Below are 15755 nucleotides of genomic sequence, written 5' to 3' on the forward strand. Positions count from 1 at the left end.
TCCGCAGGAAGAGACGCGGCCGGTGAACGGGGACGCGGACGCGCCGGCCTCCGAACCATCACGCCCGGCAGCCGGGCCGCGCCCCGCCGACGTGGCGCGTCGCGCGCTGCGGGCCGCGCGGGAGCGCGACACCCTGGGCGCGGCGGCGGGGGACGAGCCGGCTTCGCGGTCGGACGGGGTGACCTCCCCGGCGGCCCGACCGGGCGACGCGGCCAGGGAGGCCCTGCGCCGGGCCGCCACGAGGGGGAGCGGTCCGCATCCGGACCCGAGTTCGGGTGCCGACCCCGTCCCGGATCCGGAGACCGCCTCAGGCGCCCAACCCGGTCCGGTACGGCCTTCGGCCCGCGCGGAGACGGCGGACGCTCCGTCCGCCGACGTGCCCCCAGCCGGCACGCGTCCTGGTGACATCGCCCGCGAGGCACTGCGCGCGGCGCGCACGGAGGCCCGGCAGGCGCGGACGGCGGCGGAGACCAAGGGAGCCGGAAGCGCGCACCGGTCGGCAGAGCGTGCGGCGGCCGGTGCGCGGGCCCGGCGCGACCGACGGGACCAGGACCGGGGAGCCCGGGTCCGGGACGTACGAGAGGTGCTCGCGGAGGCCTTCGAGCTGCCCGGCGCCGAAGCGCCCCGCGAGACAACCGACACCGGACGTCCGGCGCACCCCGACACGGACACCAAGACCGACGTCGAGACCGAGACCGACAGCGACATCGACACCGAGACCGCCCTCGACGCCAACAGCGACACCAAGACCGACGCCGAAGCCGACGCCGAGAGGGGGCGCCGCAACTCGGCGCACCCAGCGCACCCGGCGCTCCCGACGCAGCCCCGGCTCAGCGAGGCGAGCACGATCCCGTCGGCCGTCGCCGTGCCGCGCTCCATGGCATCCCCGCGCCGCGACGGCGAGCTGCGCCGCACGTTCGAAGCGCTCCCCGCCCGCACCTCGCACGCGGACACCTTTGCGGAGACGTGGTGGGGCAACGCCTGGGTACGCGCTCTCGAAGAGGGAGCCCTGGACGCGGCGCGGCTGGCGCGCGGAGGGGCGTACGCCGACCGGGGGCACGTCGACGCCATCACCGTCACACCGGGACTCGTGCTGGCCTATGTCCACGGGAGCCGCCCGCGGCCGTACCGCGTCCAGGTCCGACTGCGGACGCTGGACGACGGCGACTGGGACCGTTTCCTCGACGCGGCGGCCGAGCGCCCCGGGCACATCGCGGCCCTCCTCGACAAGGAGATGCCCAAGTCGCTCGCGGACTGCGGAGCCGACCTGCTCCCCGGCCCCGGCGACCTGGCACCCCAGTGCAGCTGCCCCGACCACGGCCACCCCTGTAAACACGCCGCCGCCCTCTGCTACCAGACGGCACGTCTGCTCGACGAGGACCCCTTCGTGCTGCTTCTGCTGCGCGGCAGGGGCGAGCGCGAGCTGCTGGACGCGCTGTCCCGCCGCAACGCCACCCGCGCGGCCCGCGCCGCCCAGGAACAGCAGTCGGCGCCACTGCCCGGCGTACGGGCCCGTGACGCCCTCGCGCGTCGGGCGCTGCCGCCTCTCCCGGCGCCGCTGCCCGCCCCCGCGCACCCCGAGCAGCCGCCGATCTACCCGGGCGCGCCGGGCGGCCCCGACCCGTTCGCGCTGGACCAGCTCGCCACGGACGCGGCCGCCCGCGCGCACGCGCTGCTCACCACGGGCCGCGACCCGGTCGCGGAGCTGACGCTGTGGCAGGACGCGGTACGGCTCGCCGCCGCCCGCCCCGGTTCCGGCCTCACCGCCGGGACCCGCGCCCTGTACGCCTCGCTGGCCTCCGCCGCCGGCCGTACCCCCGCCGACCTGGCGCGCGCGGTCGCCGCCTGGCGGCAGGGCGGCCTCGAAGGACTCACGGTCCTGGAAGAGCCCTGGGACCCGCCCGCGGGCCGTTTCGACCGCGCCCGCCCCCTCCTGCTCGCCGCCGACCTCCCCGCCTTCCGCCCCTGGCGCAACCACCTCACCCACCCCCGCGGCCACGCCCAGCTCCGCCTGGGCCACGACGGCCTCTGGTACGCCTACGAATCGGAACCGGGCCACGAGGACTGGTGGCCCCGGGGCACCCCCGACCTCGACCCGGTCGGCGCCCTGACCGGCCTCGGCGCCCCCGGCGAGCTCTGATCCGCCGGCCCGCGCCGAGCGAGTCACGCGGCATCCCGGGCAGGCACCACAGGCAGGCTGACCATCATCCGAGCCCGTTCCAGCGTCATCGCTGTCCGTGACCGCGTCAGATCCCTCAGATCCCGCATCTCCTGGGCGTCATGCGAGCCAAGCGGACTCCTTCGGACGGGTGTGCGGTGAGCTGTCGGTGCTGCCGTGCGCGGCCGTGCGGCCCAGGTGGCGGTGCACGAAGTGGATGCTCATCGCGCCTTCGCCGACCGCGGAGGCCACCCGTTTCACCGAGCCGCTACGGACGTCCCCTACCGCGAAGACCCCGGGCAGGCTGGTCTCCAGGGTCATGCACGAGCGCCCGCGGCCGTGCCACACCTCGGGGTAGGCGCAGGCTTCCTGGGCCTCCGGGCCGGTGAGGACGAAGCCGCGGGAGTCGAGGGCGATGATGCCGGCGAGCCACTCGGTGTGGGGGTCGGCGCCGGTGAAGACGAACAGGCCCCGTACCGCGAGTCGGCGGTGCCCGCCCGTGCGGTTGTCGACCACGTCGAGTTCCTCCAGCACCTCCTGGCCGATGACCTCGGTGACTTCGGTGTGCAGCATGACCTCCACCCGCGGATGGCGTTCGACCTGGTCGACCAGGTAGCGGGACATGTTGGCCTCAAGGCTGGGTCCTCGGACCAGCAGGTGCACCTTCGGCGCGTACCCGGCGAGGAACAGCACCGCCTGGCCCGCCGAGTTGCCTCCGCCGACGACGGCCACCGGGTCGGTGCGGCACTGCTGGGCCTCGTAGACGGTCGCCGAGTAGTGGACGCTCGTTCCCTCCAGGCGTTCGATGCCGGGCACCTGGAGCCGGCGGTAGCGGGCGCCCGTGGCCAGGACGACGGCGCGGGCGGCGATCTCGCTGCCGTCGGCGAACGCCACCACGTAGTGGTCCTCGTCCTTGGGATGGAGACCGGTCGCCTCCAGCGGAATGCTGATCCTGGCGCCGAACTTGTCGGCTTGGAGCACGGCGCGTTCGGTGAGTTCGGCGCCTGAGATGCCGGCGGGGAAGCCGAGCAGATTCTCGATGCGGGACGACGTGGCGGCCTGGCCGCCGGTGGCCATCGCCTCCACCACGGTGGTGCTCAGGCCCTCGGAGGCGGCGTACACCGCGGCAGCGAGGCCGGCGGGTCCGGAGCCGACGATGAGGACGTCGCCGTGACGGTTTCCGGCGGGCAGTGACGGCAGGCCGATGAGCCGGGCCAGTTCCGCGTTGCTGGGGTTGCGCAACAGGGTGGTGTCCCGCCAGATGACGAGCGGTGTCTCCTCCGGGCCGACGCCGAAGCGGCGCAGCAGGTCCTCGGCCTCCTCGTCGGTCTCCAGGTCGATCCAGCGGTGCGGCAGCCGGTTGCGGATGGCGAACTCGCGCAGCCGCCGGGTGTCGGGCGAGTAGCGCGAGCCGATGATGCGGAAGCCGGCGCCCTGTCCGACGAGCAGCGCGCGACGGCCCAGACAGGCGCGCAGCACGAGGTCCCCGATGGTGGAGTCCTGGGACACCAGGTGGCGCAATGGGGCCAAGGAGACGACGAGGACCTCGCCCGGGTCCCTGGCGACAGCGGTGTAGAAGGCCACCTGTCCGTGCAGCAGCCCGAGTTCGCCGATGAAGCGACCGGGGCCGTGCACGCGCAGCACGTGTTCCTCGGGAGTGCCGTAGCCCTCGACGACGGCGACCGTACCGCTGAGGACGACGAAGAACGTCTCGCAGCGCTCCCCCTCCCGGATCAGCACGTCGTTCGGAGCCATGCTCCGGCGTTGCCCGTGCTCCGCCAGACGTGCTATCTGGTCCTCCGTAAGGCGCGGATACGCGCCGTAGATGTCCGGGGTCTCCCAGAAGGCGGCCTCGTCCGCTTCCTCCGGCACCGGTTCTCCGCCCGGCAGCGGCTGGTCGCCGGACATCAGACGAACGCCTCGTGGACGTAGCACCAGCGCCAATCCTCGCCGGGTTGGAACGACTGCACGATCGGATGGGCGTCGGCAGCGGCGTGCCTGCGCGCGTGCTTGTTCGGCGAGGAGTCACAGCAGCCGACGTGCCCGCAGGTCAGGCAGAGCCTCAGGTGGACCCACGGGGAGCCGAGCAGCAGACACTCCTGACACCCTTCGGGGGTCAGTGGCCGGACCGGCCGGACGAGCGCGAGGTGAGGGTCTGCGTGCAGGGTCATCCGGATCACCCTTCCCGGGCCATGATCGAGTTCTCCACCCACTGGCGCAGGGCAGGGGCAGGTGCGGCCCCCGCCTGCCGGGCGATGGTCTGTCCTTTGTCGAGGACGAGCAGTGTCGGTACCGCCTGGACCTCGAACCGCTGCGACAGCCTCGGGTTCTTGTCGATGTCGACCTTGACGAGTTTGATGCGGCCGGCGAGGTCCTGGGCGACCTGTTCGAGGGCGGGGCTGACCATGCGGCAGGGGCCGCACCAGGTGGCCCACAGGTCGACGACGACGGGCACGGTGGCCTGTTCGACGACCTCGGTGAAGTCGTCGTCGCCCGCGTCCACCATCCACGGTAGGGGCTGCTTGCAGTGGCCGCACTTGGGGCGGCCCTCGGCGGCCACGGGTACCCGGTTGGTGCGCCCGCAGTTCGGACAACTGACGGTTGTCGCCTGCATCGTGCTCATGCCGCCCGCGCTCCCTTCACGTCCTCGGGCTGGTCGTAGGTGACCACCAGCTCTGCGTGCTCGGCGTCGACGCGCACCGTCGCGCCGTCCTGGACGTCGCCGCGCAGCAGGGCGCGCCCGACCAGTGTCTCGACCTCGTGGGAGATGTAACGCCGCAGCGGCCGGGCCCCGTACACCGGGTCGTAGCCTTGGTGGGCGATCACTTCCCGGGCAGCGGCGGTGAGTTCGACGGTGATGCGGCGTTCGGCGAGCCGCTGCCGCAGCTCGTCGAACTGCAGCTCCACGATCCGCTCGATCTGCCGCTCGCCGAGCGGTTTGAACAGCACGATGTCGTCGACGCGGTTGAGGAACTCCGGGCGGAAGTGCCCGCGCAGTTCGCCCATCACCAGGGCACGGGCGTCGGGCTTGATCTCACCTTCGGCGGTGGCGCCGTCGAGGAGGTGCTCGGAGCCGATGTTGGACGTCATGATGATCACGGTGTTGCGGAAGTCGACGGTGCGGCCCTGGGCGTCGGTGATGCGGCCGTCGTCGAGGATCTGCAGCAGGGTGTTGAAGACATCGGTGTGCGCCTTCTCGATCTCGTCGAACAGCACGACCGAGTACGGCTTGCGGCGTACGGCCTCGGTGAGCTGGCCGCCCTCCTCGTAGCCGACGTATCCGGGCGGTGCGCCCATGAGCCGGCTGACGGTGTGCCGCTCCTGGTACTCGCTCATGTCGAGGCGGACCATGTTCTCCTCGGAGTCGAACAGAGTCCGGGCGAGGGTCTTGGCCAGCTCGGTCTTCCCGACGCCGGTGGGGCCGAGGAAGATGAACGAGCCGATGGGGCGGCGAGGGTCGCGGATGCCGGAGCGGGCGCGGATGATGGCGTCGGTGACGAGTTTGACGGCTTCGTCCTGGCCGATGACGCGCTCGCGCAGGATCTCGTCGAGGCGCAGCAGTTTCTCGCGTTCGCCCTCCTGGAGGCGGGCGACGGGGATGCCGGTCCAGGCGGCGACGATCTCGGCGATCTCCTCCTCGGTGACGACCTCGCGCAGCAGCCGGTTCTGCCCTTGTTTGGCGGCCAGTTGCTCCTCTTCTGCGGCGAGTCGGCGCTCCAGGTCCCGGAGTCGGCCGTAGCGGAGTTCGGCGGCGCGGTTGAGGTCGTAGGCGCGTTCGGCCTCCTCCGCCTCGTGGCGGACCTGCTCCAGTTCCTGGCGCAGTTCCTGCACGCGGCGGATCGCCTGCCGTTCGGCCTCCCACTGGGCGTGTTTGGCGTCGGCCTCGCCGCGCAGGTCGGCCAGTTCCCTGCGCAGCTCCTCCAGGCGGGTTCTGCTGGCGGGGTCGCTCTCCTTGGACAGGGCCGCCTCCTCGATCTCCAGGCGGGTGACGCGGCGTGTGATCTCGTCGAGTTCGGCGGGCATCGAGTCGATCTCGGTACGCAGCCGGGCGCACGCCTCGTCGACGAGGTCGATGGCCTTGTCGGGCAGGAATCGGTCGGTGATGTAGCGGTGACTGAGGGTGGCCGCGGAGACCAGCGCGGTGTCCTGGATCTTCACGCCGTGGAAGACCTCGAGGCGTTCGCGCAGTCCGCGCAGGATGGAGATGGCGTCCTCCACGCTCGGCTCGTCGACCAGGACCTGTTGGAAGCGGCGTTCGAGGGCGGCGTCCTTCTCGATGTGCTTGCGGTACTCGTCGAGGGTGGTGGCGCCGATCATGTGGAGTTCGCCGCGGGCGAGCATCGGCTTGAGCATGTTGCCCGCGTCCATGGCTCCTTCGGCGGCGCCTGCGCCGACGACCGTGTGGAGTTCGTCGACGAAGAGCAGGATGCGCCCTTGGGCGGCCTTCACCTCGGACAGCACGGCCTTGAGGCGTTCCTCGAACTCGCCGCGGTACTTGGCGCCGGCGACCAGGGAACCCATGTCGAGGGCGAACACCGTCTTGTCGCGCAGGCCCTCGGGGACATCGCCGCGGACGATGCGCTGGGCGAGGCCCTCGACGATGGCGGTCTTGCCGACGCCGGGGTCGCCGATGAGGACGGGGTTGTTCTTGGTCTTGCGGCTGAGGATCTGGGTGACGCGGCGGATCTCCGCGTCACGGCCGATGACCGGGTCCAGACGCCCGGACCGAGCCTCGAGGACCAGGTCGCGGCCGTACTTCTCCAGAGCCTCGTAGGCCACTTCGGGGTTGGCGGAGGTGACGCGCTGGTTGCCGCGGACCTGGGTGAGCGCGCTCAGGAACGAGTCCCTGGTGATGCCGGCCTGTTTGAGCAGTCGCCCGGCGGCGGTTGAAGAGCTCTCCTCAGCCAGGGCGAGCAGGAGGTGTTCCACGGACACGTACTCGTCCTTGAGACGTTTGGCCTCCCGATCGGCGGCGTCGAGCAGGTGGGCGAGGCGCTGGGTGACGAAGACCTGGCCGGGTGCCGCGCCGGGCCCGGTGACCTTCGGGCGGCGGGAGAGTTCCTCGCGCACGGCCGCGCGCAGTTCCTTCGGTTCGGTGCCGGCCTGTTGCAGCAACCGCGGGATCAGACCGTCCTCCTGATCGAGAAGTGCGAGCAGCAGGTGTTCCCCGTCGACCTCGGTGTGCCCCATGCGGCCGGCCGCGGTCTGGGCCTCCTCGAGGGCTTCCTGGGACTTCTGGGTGAGACGGTTCATGTCCATGGGGGTGTTTCACTCCTCATGCCGCGGCCGCGCAGGGCGGCTTCGAGCAGGCTGATGCGGTCGAGCAGGTCGACCACCAGGCCGATGGATGCGTAGTTGAGGCAGAGTCCGGTGCGCAGCCGCTGGACGCGGGCCAGGACCGCCGGGGCCGCGGGGTCGAACACCAGGCGCCCCGCGGCGTCGCGTTCGGCGTCGACAAGGCCGAGGGCGACGAACCGGCGGATCAGATCGGGGTGGAGGCCCGAGCGACGGGCCACGGCGTCGAGGGAGAGCCTGGGGGCGGCCACGAGCGCGTACCGGACAGCCGTCGAGGCGGTGAGGTCGGCGCCCGTTCGCACCGGACGGGCGCCCCCGCCGGCCCAGCCGATGCCTGCCGCTCCCGCGGGTCGGTCGTTCATCGCGTCCTCCTGGGGTCGAACGAGGAAGTGGCGGCGAGCTCCTCGAACAGTTCGCGCTCCCGGTCGCTGAGCTTGGGCGGCACCATGATCCGGAGCTCGGCGTACAGGTCGCCGTTCGCGCCGCGCGGGTTCGGCATGCCCTCGCCGCGCAGCCGCAGCCGCCGGCCGCTGGACGAGCCCGCGGGCACCGTGACCTTGGCCGTGCCGCCGCCGGGGGTGGGCACCGGCACGGTCGCACCCAGGGCCGCCTCCCAGGGGGCGACCGGGACCTGGACGTGTACGTCGCGGCCGTGCAGCCGGAACCGGGAGTGGGGCTGGATACGCACCCGCAGGTACAGGTCGCCCGCGGCGGCGTCACCACTGCCCCGGCCGCCCTCGCCCGCCAGCCGGATGCGCTGCCCGTCGGTGACGCCCGGCGGCACGTCGACCTCGTACCGCCGCGGCTGCCCGGTGGGACCGGCGAGCGTGACGGTGCGACGGCCGCCTCGGTACGCCTCCTCGACGGTGAGCGGCAGCTCGGCCTCCTGGTCCGCTCCGGGGACGCCGCCTCGGGCGGTGCCGACTCCGAACATGGAGCCGAGCAGGTCCTCGATGTCAACGCCCTCCGCGCCGAAGTCGTCGCCGAAGCCGGTGGTGTACCGGACGCGAGGACCGCCACCGCCTGCGGTCCTCCGACCGCGGAAGCCGCCGCCCGCTCCGGCCGCGACCCGTTCGTCGAAGTCCTCGGGGATCTTGCGGAAGTCCTCGCCGAAGCGGTCGTAGCGGGCCCGGGTCTTGGGATCGGACAGGACGCTGTATGCCTCGTTGAGGTCCTTGAAACGCTCCTCCGCCCCGGGGTCCTTGTTGACGTCGGGGTGGTACCTGCGGGCGAGTTTGCGATACGCCTGCTGGATCTCGTCCTGGCTCGCGCTCCGCGACACGCCCAGCACCTCGTAGAAGTCCCGCGCCATGACCGGTCACTCCCGCTTCGCGACGGTCACCGCGGCCGGCCTGAGCTGCCGCTCGCCGTCCCCGTAGCCGGGGCGCAGCACCTCGACGACCGTGCCCGGTGGGGCGTCGGGGGCCTGGACGACGCCGACCACCTCGTGCCGGGCCGGGTCGAAGGCGACGCCGGTCTCCGCGTGCCGTGGGTAGCCGAGCAGTTCGAGGACGTTCACCGCCTGGTCGCGGACCGCCCGGATGCCCTCCACGATCGCGCCCGGATCGGCGTCGGCATGGGTCAGGGCGAGTTCGAGGTTGTCGAGGACGGGCAGGAAGGCGGCCGCCGTGCGGGACCGCTCGACCACCCGTTCGCGCTCCAGTTCCCTGGCGTGACGCTTGCGAAGGTTGTCGAGGTCGGCGAGTGCGCGCCGCCAGCGGTCCTCCAGTTCCTGGATCGCGGTCGTGTACTCGTCCTCGGCAGGCGCGGGGCCGGCGGCATCGGGTCCCGGTTCGCCGTTCGCCGCTTCCGGCCGGGTCGGCGGGCCCGGTTGCGGCAAATCCCCGCGAGGAGGGCGTACGGCGCCCTCCGGGACCGGTTCGACCGGATCCGACCCGGTCCGGTCGGTTTCCTGGGGGTGGGTGGGCATGGCGCGCCTCAGCCCTTGTCGAACTCGGCGTCGATGACATCATCGCTACCGGCACCGCCACTCGTGGGACCGCCGGTGGCGGCGCTCTGGCCGGGACCGCCCGTGGCAGCGGCGCCCTGATGGGCCGCCAGCCCGGCGAGCACCTGCTGGAGTTCGGAGGTCAGGGGCCGCACGCGCTCCACGCCTGCCTCGTCCTTGACCGCCGCCCGGGCGTCGGACACGAGCATCTCGGCGCGTGCCTTTTCGTGCGCGGGCGCTGCGTCGCCCAGTTCGGCGAGGCGCTTCTCGACCTGGTAGGCGATCGCGTCGAGTTCGTTGCGGGCGTCGACGGCCTCGCGGAGTGCCTGGTCCTGGCCCCGGTTGTGCTCGGCCTCCTCGACCATGCGCTCGACCTCACTGCGGTCCAGGTTGGAGCTCTCGCTGATGGTGATGCCCTGTTCCTTGCCGGTGTCCTTGTCGCGCGCGCTGACGTTGAGGATGCCGTTGGCGTCGATGTCGAAGGTGACCTCGACCTGTGGTTCGCCCCGCGGCGCCGGGCGGATGTCGGTGAGCTGGAACCGGCCCAGCACCCGGTTGTCGGCGGCCCGCTCGCGCTCGCCCTGGAGGACGACGATGTCGACGGCGGGCTGGTTGTCCTCGGCGGTGGAGAAGGTCTCGCTGCGGCGCACGGGGATGGTGGTGTTCCGCTCGACGATCTTCGTCATCACTCCGCCGCGCGTCTCCACGCCCAGCGACAAGGGCGTGACGTCGAGCAGCAGGACGTCCTTGACCTCGCCCTTGAGGACCCCGGCCTGGATCGCGGCGCCCAGCGCCACGACCTCGTCGGGGTTGACGCTCATGTTGGGGTCCTTGCCGCCGGTCAGCCGTCGCACCAGCGCCTGGACGGCGGGGATGCGGGTGGATCCGCCTACGAGGATGACCTCGTCGATGTCGCTCTCGCCGACCTTGGCGTCGGCCATGGCCTGCTGGACCGGTCCCAGGCAGCGCTCCACCAGGTCGCTGGTGATCTGCTCGAACGTGGACCGCATGATCGAGTCGGTGAGGTGCTTGGGGCCCGAGGCATCGGCGGTGATGAACGGCAGGCTGACCTGCGTCTGCGTCACCGAACTCAGCTCGGTCTTGGCCTTCTCCGCCGCCTCGAACAGTCGTTGCAGCGCCTGCGGGTCCTTCCGCAGGTCGATGCCGTTCGCTTTCTGGAAGTCGTCCGCGAGGTAATCCACCAGACGCCGGTCGAAGTCGTCGCCGCCCAGATGACTGTCGCCGGCGGTGGAGCGCACCTCCACCACGCCGTCGCCGACGTCGAGGATGCTCACGTCGAAGGTGCCACCGCCCAGGTCGAAGACGAGGACGGTCTCGTGCTGCTTCTTGTCCATGCCGTACGCGAGGGCGGCCGCCGTCGGCTCGTTGATGATCCGCAGCACCTCCAGTCCCGCGATCCGTCCGGCGTCCTTGGTGGCGGTGCGCTGAGCGTCGTTGAAGTAGGCGGGCACCGTGATGACCGCCTCCGTGACCCGCTCCCCGAGTTGCTTGGAGGCGTCGTCGGCGAGTTTGCGCAGCACCTGTGCGCTGATCTCCTCAGGCGCATAGAGCTTGTCGCGCACCTTGAAGCGGGCCGCCCCGCCGTCGCCCTCGACGACGTCGTACGCCACCGCCCTGGCCTCGTCGGAGATCTCGTCGAAGTGTCGGCCGATGAACCGCTTGGCCGAGTAGATGGTGCCCTTGGGGTTGAGGATCGCCTGGCGCCGGGCCAGCTGGCCCACCAGGCGTTCCCCGGTGTCGGTGAAGGCCACCACGGACGGTGTCGTGCGGTTGCCCTCGCTGTTGGGCACGACGGACGGCTCGCCGCCCTCCCACACGGCGATCACCGAGTTGGTGGTGCCCAGGTCGATGCCCACTGCCTTGGCCATGAGGAGCTCCTCCCGGTACGGCGCCCGCGTCGACTCTCCGGATCACATTCGTTCAGGTAGGGGTGGGACCTCCGCCGGTTTCCCACCCGTGCGCACGGAAGGTCTCGAGCACTCCCCAGGGTGACGAACCGGGTGCCTCCACGCCTGCGCCTGGCGAGTCAGGAATGCACGGGTCCGGTCGCCCCACGAGTACGAGAGCAAGAATCCGGACATCTCGGATGAGCCGGCCTGGGAGCGGGTACCGGGACACGGTCCGGGACGATCGGGGTGAGCGCCCCTTGCGACTCCCTGGACGACATCCCCCACCACTACCAGCAGGCGCAGCGCGCCCTGGAAGTACGCCGCCACTCCCGCGAGCACTACGGCACGACGTTCTTCGACGAGCTCGGCCTGTACCGCATCCTGGGACCCGGCAACGATTACCGGGAACTGGAGACGTTCGTCCACGAGTGGCTCGGGCAGCTCATCGACTACGACTCCCAGCACCACACGGCCATGGTGGAGACCCTGTCCCGGTACTTCGACTGCGGCGGCAACTACGACGAGACCGCCGAATCCCTCGCGATCCACCGCAGCACGCTGCGCTATCGGCTCCAGCGCATCCGCGACATCAGCGGCAACGACCTCGCGAACGTCGAGGACCGGCTCAACCTCCAGGTGGCGACCCGAGTGGGGAAGATCGTGCTGGGCGGCCCCGGCTGATGCCCCGCTAGAACTGTTGTGTGAGCGGTGCCGGCGGCAGTCAGCCTCGAAGGGGCCGGGAAGGTGTCCGACGCCGCCTGTGGACGGCGGCAGCCTGAGCGTCAGCGGATGCTGCGGCAGATGTCGCGGCCGGAGCGAGGCGAACGCAGGGGGCCGGACACCACCGACGGGTGACGCCCGGGCCGCGGCCCGGGCGTCACAGGGCGATGACGTGGAGGTCGACCAGGTCGAGCAGCGCCCGCAGGGCCGAGCTGGGCCGCCGGGTCGACGACGTGCCGAGATGCATGCTCCAGCGGAGCACGGTGCCGTGGACGTCCAGGACGTGCAGGCCGGGGGTGCGGGCGACGGCGAAGGCGGGCAGGAAGGCGATGCCCAGACCGTGCCGGACCAGTGCCGCCCCCATGTCGATGTCGGGCACTTCCAGTGCCACCCGGCGTACGACGCCCGCCACCGCGAACGCCCGGTCGACCACCTCGCGGTTGCCGTAGCCCGGCGGGAAGTCCACGAAGGGCTCCCCCGCGAGGTCCGCAAGTGCCACCTTTCCCCGCTGCGCGAGCGGATGGGCGGCGCTCACCACCAGGACGAGCGGCACGGTGGCCAGCTCCCGTGCGTCGATCCCGGCGGGTTTGTGCTCGGGCAGCGACAGGAAGGCCACGTCCAGGTCCCCGCTGAGCAGTGCGTGCGCCAGTCCCGCCGACCCGGTCGTCGCCAGCCGTAGCCGGACGTCGATCGCCGGATGCCGCGCGTGCAGCTGCCCGAGGAGCGCAGGCAGGTCCACCACCTCGACCGAGGCCATGGCGCCCACGTTCACGGTGCCGCGCAGCGTGTCCTGTGCGGCGCGCACGGCGTCCTGGGCCGCCTGGGCGGCGTGCAGGGTGGCCCGAGCCTCCGGCAGCAGCGCCGCGCCCGCCCCGGTGAGCCGGACCTGCTGCGACGTGCGCTCGAACAGCGCGCAGCCGAGCTCGCGCTCCAGGGAGCGGATCGCGGCGGACACCCCGGACTGCACCACATGCAGCCGACGGGCGGCACGCGTGAAACTCAGCTCCTCGGCGACCGCGATGAAGTGCTCCAGCTGACGTAGCTCCACACGAGAAGTATCACTCGCATTGCTCGAGCCCAGCAAAAACATTCGTTGGCATTGATCCCGGCTGGTGAGGAGGATGGAAAGCGCCATCCACTTCCGCCCGAGGAGGGGTACCCCTGCCTGCCGTTCCGACGCCGCTGAGCCGTTCCACAACCGACGCTCCCGACGACCCGACCCACCGGATCCCAGCACCCGCTCCCGCCGACCTGCCGCCCCGCGCCCCCGCCCGGCGCCGTGCCTCGCACACGACCGGCTTTTGGTTCGTGGCGGTGGCCTTCACCGTGCTGATGGCCTTCGGCACCGCGCCGACCCCACTGTGGCCGCTGTACGAGGCCCGGGACCACTTCGGCGCGACCACGGTCACGGTGGCGTACGCCTCGATGGTCGTGGGCGCAGCGGCCGCCTTCCTCGGACTGGGACACCTGTCGGACCGGCTCGGCCGGCGGCGCATCATCGTCCCGGCGCTGCTGGTCGGCATCGTCGCCTCGGTCGTACTGATCGCGTGGCGGGACCTGCCGGGGCTGATCGCGGGCAGGATCCTGAACGGCGTCGGACTGGGGCTGATGGCCTCGACCGCGACGACGTACCTGCACGACCTCCACCACGAGGCCCGTCCGGAACGGACGGGTTCGGTGCTGCCCGGCATCGTGGCCACCGCCGCCAACCTCGGCGGCCTGGCCTCAGGCCCCCTGGTCGCCGGAGCCGCCGCCGAGTGGCTTCCCGCGCCCCTGATCACCACCCAGGCGATCTTCACGCTCGCCATGGCAGTGTGCCTGGCGCTGGTGTTGTCCACCCCGGAGACCGTGGACCTGGAGCTGCCCGCGGCCGAACCGCCCAGCAGGTTCGTCCTGCGCCCCGGCGGCCGGCGGACGTTCGGCGCGGCCGGCGCGCTGGGCGCCTTCGCCTTCGCGATCCTCGGCCTGATCTCCTCCCTCGGGGCGAGCGTGCTCCACGGCACCCTGCACACCGACTCGCACCTCGTGGTCGGCCTGGCTGCCTTCCTCATGTTCGGTTCCGCGGCGGCCGCCCAGCTGGTGCTGGGCCGCCTCCCACTGCCCAGGGTCCTGACCGTGGGGGCAGTGGTCTTCCCGGTCGGTCTGGTCCTGTGCGCCGTCGCCCTCTACCACCCGGCGCTCTGGCTCTACCTGGTCGCCGTGTCCCTGTCGGGAGCCGGCTCCGGGCTGCTGTTCAAGGGAGGCGTCGAACGTGCCGTTTCAGTGGCCGAGCCCGCCTCACGCGCGGGGGTCCTCGCCGTGTTCTTCGTCGTCGCGTACCTGGGAATGGGCCTGCCCTCCGTCCTGTTCAGCATCGCCCTGCGGCACTTCGCCGTGCAGACCGCGATGATCGGCTTCGCGGCGGTCCTCTCCTGCGGCGCCGTTGTGTCGGTCGCCGTCGCGTTGCGCGGCCGCCCACCCGGTCCCGGCGCGCTCTCGGCGGGGTCCGCTCGCCCCTCCTGACCGCCCTGCGGCGCATGCGACACCGGTTGCGTGGGAGGCGCGGACCTGGGCACTCGGTGCGGGTACGCGTGACACGGATCCGCGGCAGACGGGAGGCACGAGATGTCTGCGGAATCGGCCAGAACGATCGCGCTCCCCTCCGGTGAGGAGATCGCGGCGCTCGGGCAGGGCACCTGGTACCTGGGCGAGGAACCGGCCCGGCGTGAACAGGAGATCGCCGCGCTGCGGCTGGGCGTGGACCTGGGCATGACCGTCGTCGACACGGCGGAGATGTACGGCGACGGCGCAGCTGAGGAGCTCGTCGGGGAGGCCCTCCGGGGACGCCGGGAGGAGGTCTTCCTCGTCAGCAAGGTGCTGCCCGGCCACGCCGACCGGAAGGGCACCGTCGCCGCCTGCGAGGGCAGCCTGCGGCGGCTCCGTGCGGAACGGCTGGACCTCTACCTGCTGCACTGGCGGGGACGGTGGCCACTTGAGGAGACCCTTGCGGGATTCACCGACCTGATGGAGGCGGAGAAGATCCGTTACTGGGGCGTGAGCAATCTGGACGTCGCCGACATGGTCGAGCTGACCACCCTCTCCGGTGGCGACGCCGTGGCCGTCGACCAGGTGCTGTACAACCTCTCCCGGCGCGGCATCGAGTGGGATCTGCTCCCCTGGTGCCGCGAGGCCGGGGTGACGGTCATGGCCTACTCCCCGATCGAGCAGGGGCGACTCCTGAAGGTCGAGGCACTGGGTGCCGTGGCCCGGGCCCTCGGAGCCACGCCGGCCCAGGTGGCACTCGCCTGGGTGCTGGAACAAGGGGTGGCCGCTGTCCCGCGTTCCGGATCACCCGACCATGTTCGGGAGAACCGCGGCGCAGCGGACCTTCACCTTCCCACCGAGGCTCTCGACGCCCTCGACGAGGCGTTCCCGCCACCCAGCGGGCCCACGCCCCTGGAGATGCTCTGAAGGAGTTGACAGGATGGCGAGCCCCCCGCACGTCGTCGGAATGGGGGTTCGCTGCGCACCCCGTCGACCAGCCTCACCGTCCAATCTCGGCGGGGTGCCCCCATACACTCCCGCTTCCCCGAGATGGTCGTGTCGTCCGGTCAGCAATTCTCGTTCGAGGCGTTGCCCGGCCGTGCGGCCTCCTGCGGACGGCCGTACGGCCGTCCGCAGGAGGCCTGGGCACTTCATGCTGCTCTGCCAGGGGAAGAGGGGGTGCCCTTTTTCGGCCTGGGGT

The 15755-nt window shown here is 71.8% G+C and carries 12 protein-coding genes and 1 pseudogene; 4 read left to right on the forward strand and 9 right to left on the reverse strand.

Translation table 11 applies throughout. From position 1 onward, the window contains the following. Window positions 1-22 precede the first annotated feature (22 nt). Window positions 23-2140: an SWIM zinc finger family protein gene (locus tag AAFF41_RS36875; RefSeq protein WP_343326408.1), complete on the forward strand. Its 2118-nt coding sequence runs from the start codon at window positions 23-25 to the stop codon at window positions 2138-2140. A gap of 138 nt (window positions 2141-2278) precedes the next feature. On the opposite strand, the gene AAFF41_RS36880 is transcribed toward AAFF41_RS36875, so the two are convergent. From AAFF41_RS36880 to dnaK, 8 genes are read right to left on the reverse strand one after another with little or no spacing between them, the layout of a single operon-like run. Beyond that, window positions 2279-4066 carry an FAD-dependent oxidoreductase gene (locus AAFF41_RS36880; RefSeq protein ID WP_319754081.1) on the reverse strand — a complete coding sequence of 596 codons (1788 nt, stop codon included), beginning with the start codon at window positions 4064-4066 and terminating at the stop codon, window positions 2279-2281. Beyond that, complete coding sequence (locus AAFF41_RS36885) at window positions 4066-4329, reverse strand: UBP-type zinc finger domain-containing protein (RefSeq protein WP_168499985.1); 264 nt, start codon at window positions 4327-4329, stop codon at window positions 4066-4068. Before AAFF41_RS36885 ends, AAFF41_RS36880 begins: the two co-directional genes overlap by 1 nt. A 5-nt stretch (window positions 4330-4334) precedes the next feature. Next, a complete protein-coding gene (gene trxA, locus AAFF41_RS36890) occupies window positions 4335-4781 on the reverse strand; it encodes a thioredoxin (protein WP_343325304.1) in 447 nt (148 codons plus the stop codon). Beyond that, a complete protein-coding gene (clpB, locus tag AAFF41_RS36895) occupies window positions 4778-7417 on the reverse strand; it encodes an ATP-dependent chaperone ClpB (RefSeq protein ID WP_319754083.1) in 2640 nt (879 codons plus the stop codon). Before clpB ends, trxA begins: the two co-directional genes overlap by 4 nt. Next, entirely contained in the window at window positions 7408-7815 is a 408-nt protein-coding gene (locus AAFF41_RS36900; protein ID WP_319754084.1) for a chaperone modulator CbpM, read from the reverse strand. Before AAFF41_RS36900 ends, clpB begins: the two co-directional genes overlap by 10 nt. Beyond that, complete coding sequence (locus tag AAFF41_RS36905; protein ID WP_319754085.1) at window positions 7812-8765, reverse strand: J domain-containing protein; 954 nt, start codon at window positions 8763-8765, stop codon at window positions 7812-7814. Before AAFF41_RS36905 ends, AAFF41_RS36900 begins: the two co-directional genes overlap by 4 nt. Window positions 8766-8771: 6 nt before the next feature. Next, window positions 8772-9383, reverse strand: coding sequence for a nucleotide exchange factor GrpE (locus AAFF41_RS36910; RefSeq protein ID WP_343325305.1), 612 nt, complete (start codon window positions 9381-9383; stop codon window positions 8772-8774). Window positions 9384-9391: 8 nt separating this feature from the next. Continuing rightward, a complete protein-coding gene (gene dnaK / locus AAFF41_RS36915; RefSeq protein ID WP_319754087.1) occupies window positions 9392-11290 on the reverse strand; it encodes a molecular chaperone DnaK in 1899 nt (632 codons plus the stop codon). Window positions 11291-11518: 228 nt separating this feature from the next. On the opposite strand from dnaK, the pseudogene AAFF41_RS36920 reads away from it, so the two are divergent. Then, a pseudogene (locus AAFF41_RS36920) lies at window positions 11519-11992 on the forward strand (PucR family transcriptional regulator); the annotation flags it as partial. Between the two features lie 196 nt (window positions 11993-12188). Here the strand turns inward: AAFF41_RS36920 and AAFF41_RS36925 are convergent. Then, the gene (locus AAFF41_RS36925; RefSeq protein WP_319754088.1) at window positions 12189-13079 is read right to left on the reverse strand and encodes a LysR family transcriptional regulator; all 891 of its coding nucleotides are present in this window, start codon (window positions 13077-13079) and stop codon (window positions 12189-12191) included. Between the two features lie 266 nt (window positions 13080-13345). Between AAFF41_RS36925 and AAFF41_RS36930 the strand changes: the two genes are divergently transcribed. Both AAFF41_RS36930 and AAFF41_RS36935 read left to right on the forward strand, forming a co-directional pair. Then, window positions 13346-14533, forward strand: coding sequence for an MFS transporter (locus tag AAFF41_RS36930; protein ID WP_319754089.1), 1188 nt, complete (start codon window positions 13346-13348; stop codon window positions 14531-14533). A 102-nt stretch (window positions 14534-14635) separates the two neighbouring features. Further along, window positions 14636-15481, forward strand: a complete 846-nt coding sequence (locus AAFF41_RS36935; protein ID WP_319754090.1) for an aldo/keto reductase — start codon at window positions 14636-14638, stop codon at window positions 15479-15481. Window positions 15482-15755 lie beyond the last annotated feature (274 nt).

Origin of the sequence: Streptomyces mirabilis, from assembly GCF_039503195.1 — a bacterium.
In the GTDB taxonomy this organism is placed as follows: Bacteria; Actinomycetota; Actinomycetes; order Streptomycetales; family Streptomycetaceae; genus Streptomyces; species Streptomyces mirabilis_D.

Excerpts from the sequence above, each read along its gene's own strand:
- dnaK (WP_319754087.1), bottom strand. The coding sequence starts at position 11,290 with ATGGCCAAGGCAGTGGGCATCGACCTGGGCACCACCAACTCGGTGATC.
- clpB (WP_319754083.1), bottom strand. The coding sequence starts at position 7,417 with ATGGACATGAACCGTCTCACCCAGAAGTCCCAGGAAGCCCTCGAGGAG.
- trxA (WP_343325304.1), bottom strand. The coding sequence starts at position 4,781 with ATGAGCACGATGCAGGCGACAACCGTCAGTTGTCCGAACTGCGGGCGC.
- AAFF41_RS36900 (WP_319754084.1), bottom strand. The coding sequence starts at position 7,815 with ATGAACGACCGACCCGCGGGAGCGGCAGGCATCGGCTGGGCCGGCGGG.
- AAFF41_RS36880 (WP_319754081.1), bottom strand. The coding sequence starts at position 4,066 with ATGTCCGGCGACCAGCCGCTGCCGGGCGGAGAACCGGTGCCGGAGGAA.
- AAFF41_RS36885 (WP_168499985.1), bottom strand. The coding sequence starts at position 4,329 with ATGACCCTGCACGCAGACCCTCACCTCGCGCTCGTCCGGCCGGTCCGG.
- AAFF41_RS36905 (WP_319754085.1), bottom strand. The coding sequence starts at position 8,765 with ATGGCGCGGGACTTCTACGAGGTGCTGGGCGTGTCGCGGAGCGCGAGC.
- AAFF41_RS36935 (WP_319754090.1), top strand. The coding sequence starts at position 14,636 with ATGTCTGCGGAATCGGCCAGAACGATCGCGCTCCCCTCCGGTGAGGAG.
- AAFF41_RS36910 (WP_343325305.1), bottom strand. The coding sequence starts at position 9,383 with ATGCCCACCCACCCCCAGGAAACCGACCGGACCGGGTCGGATCCGGTC.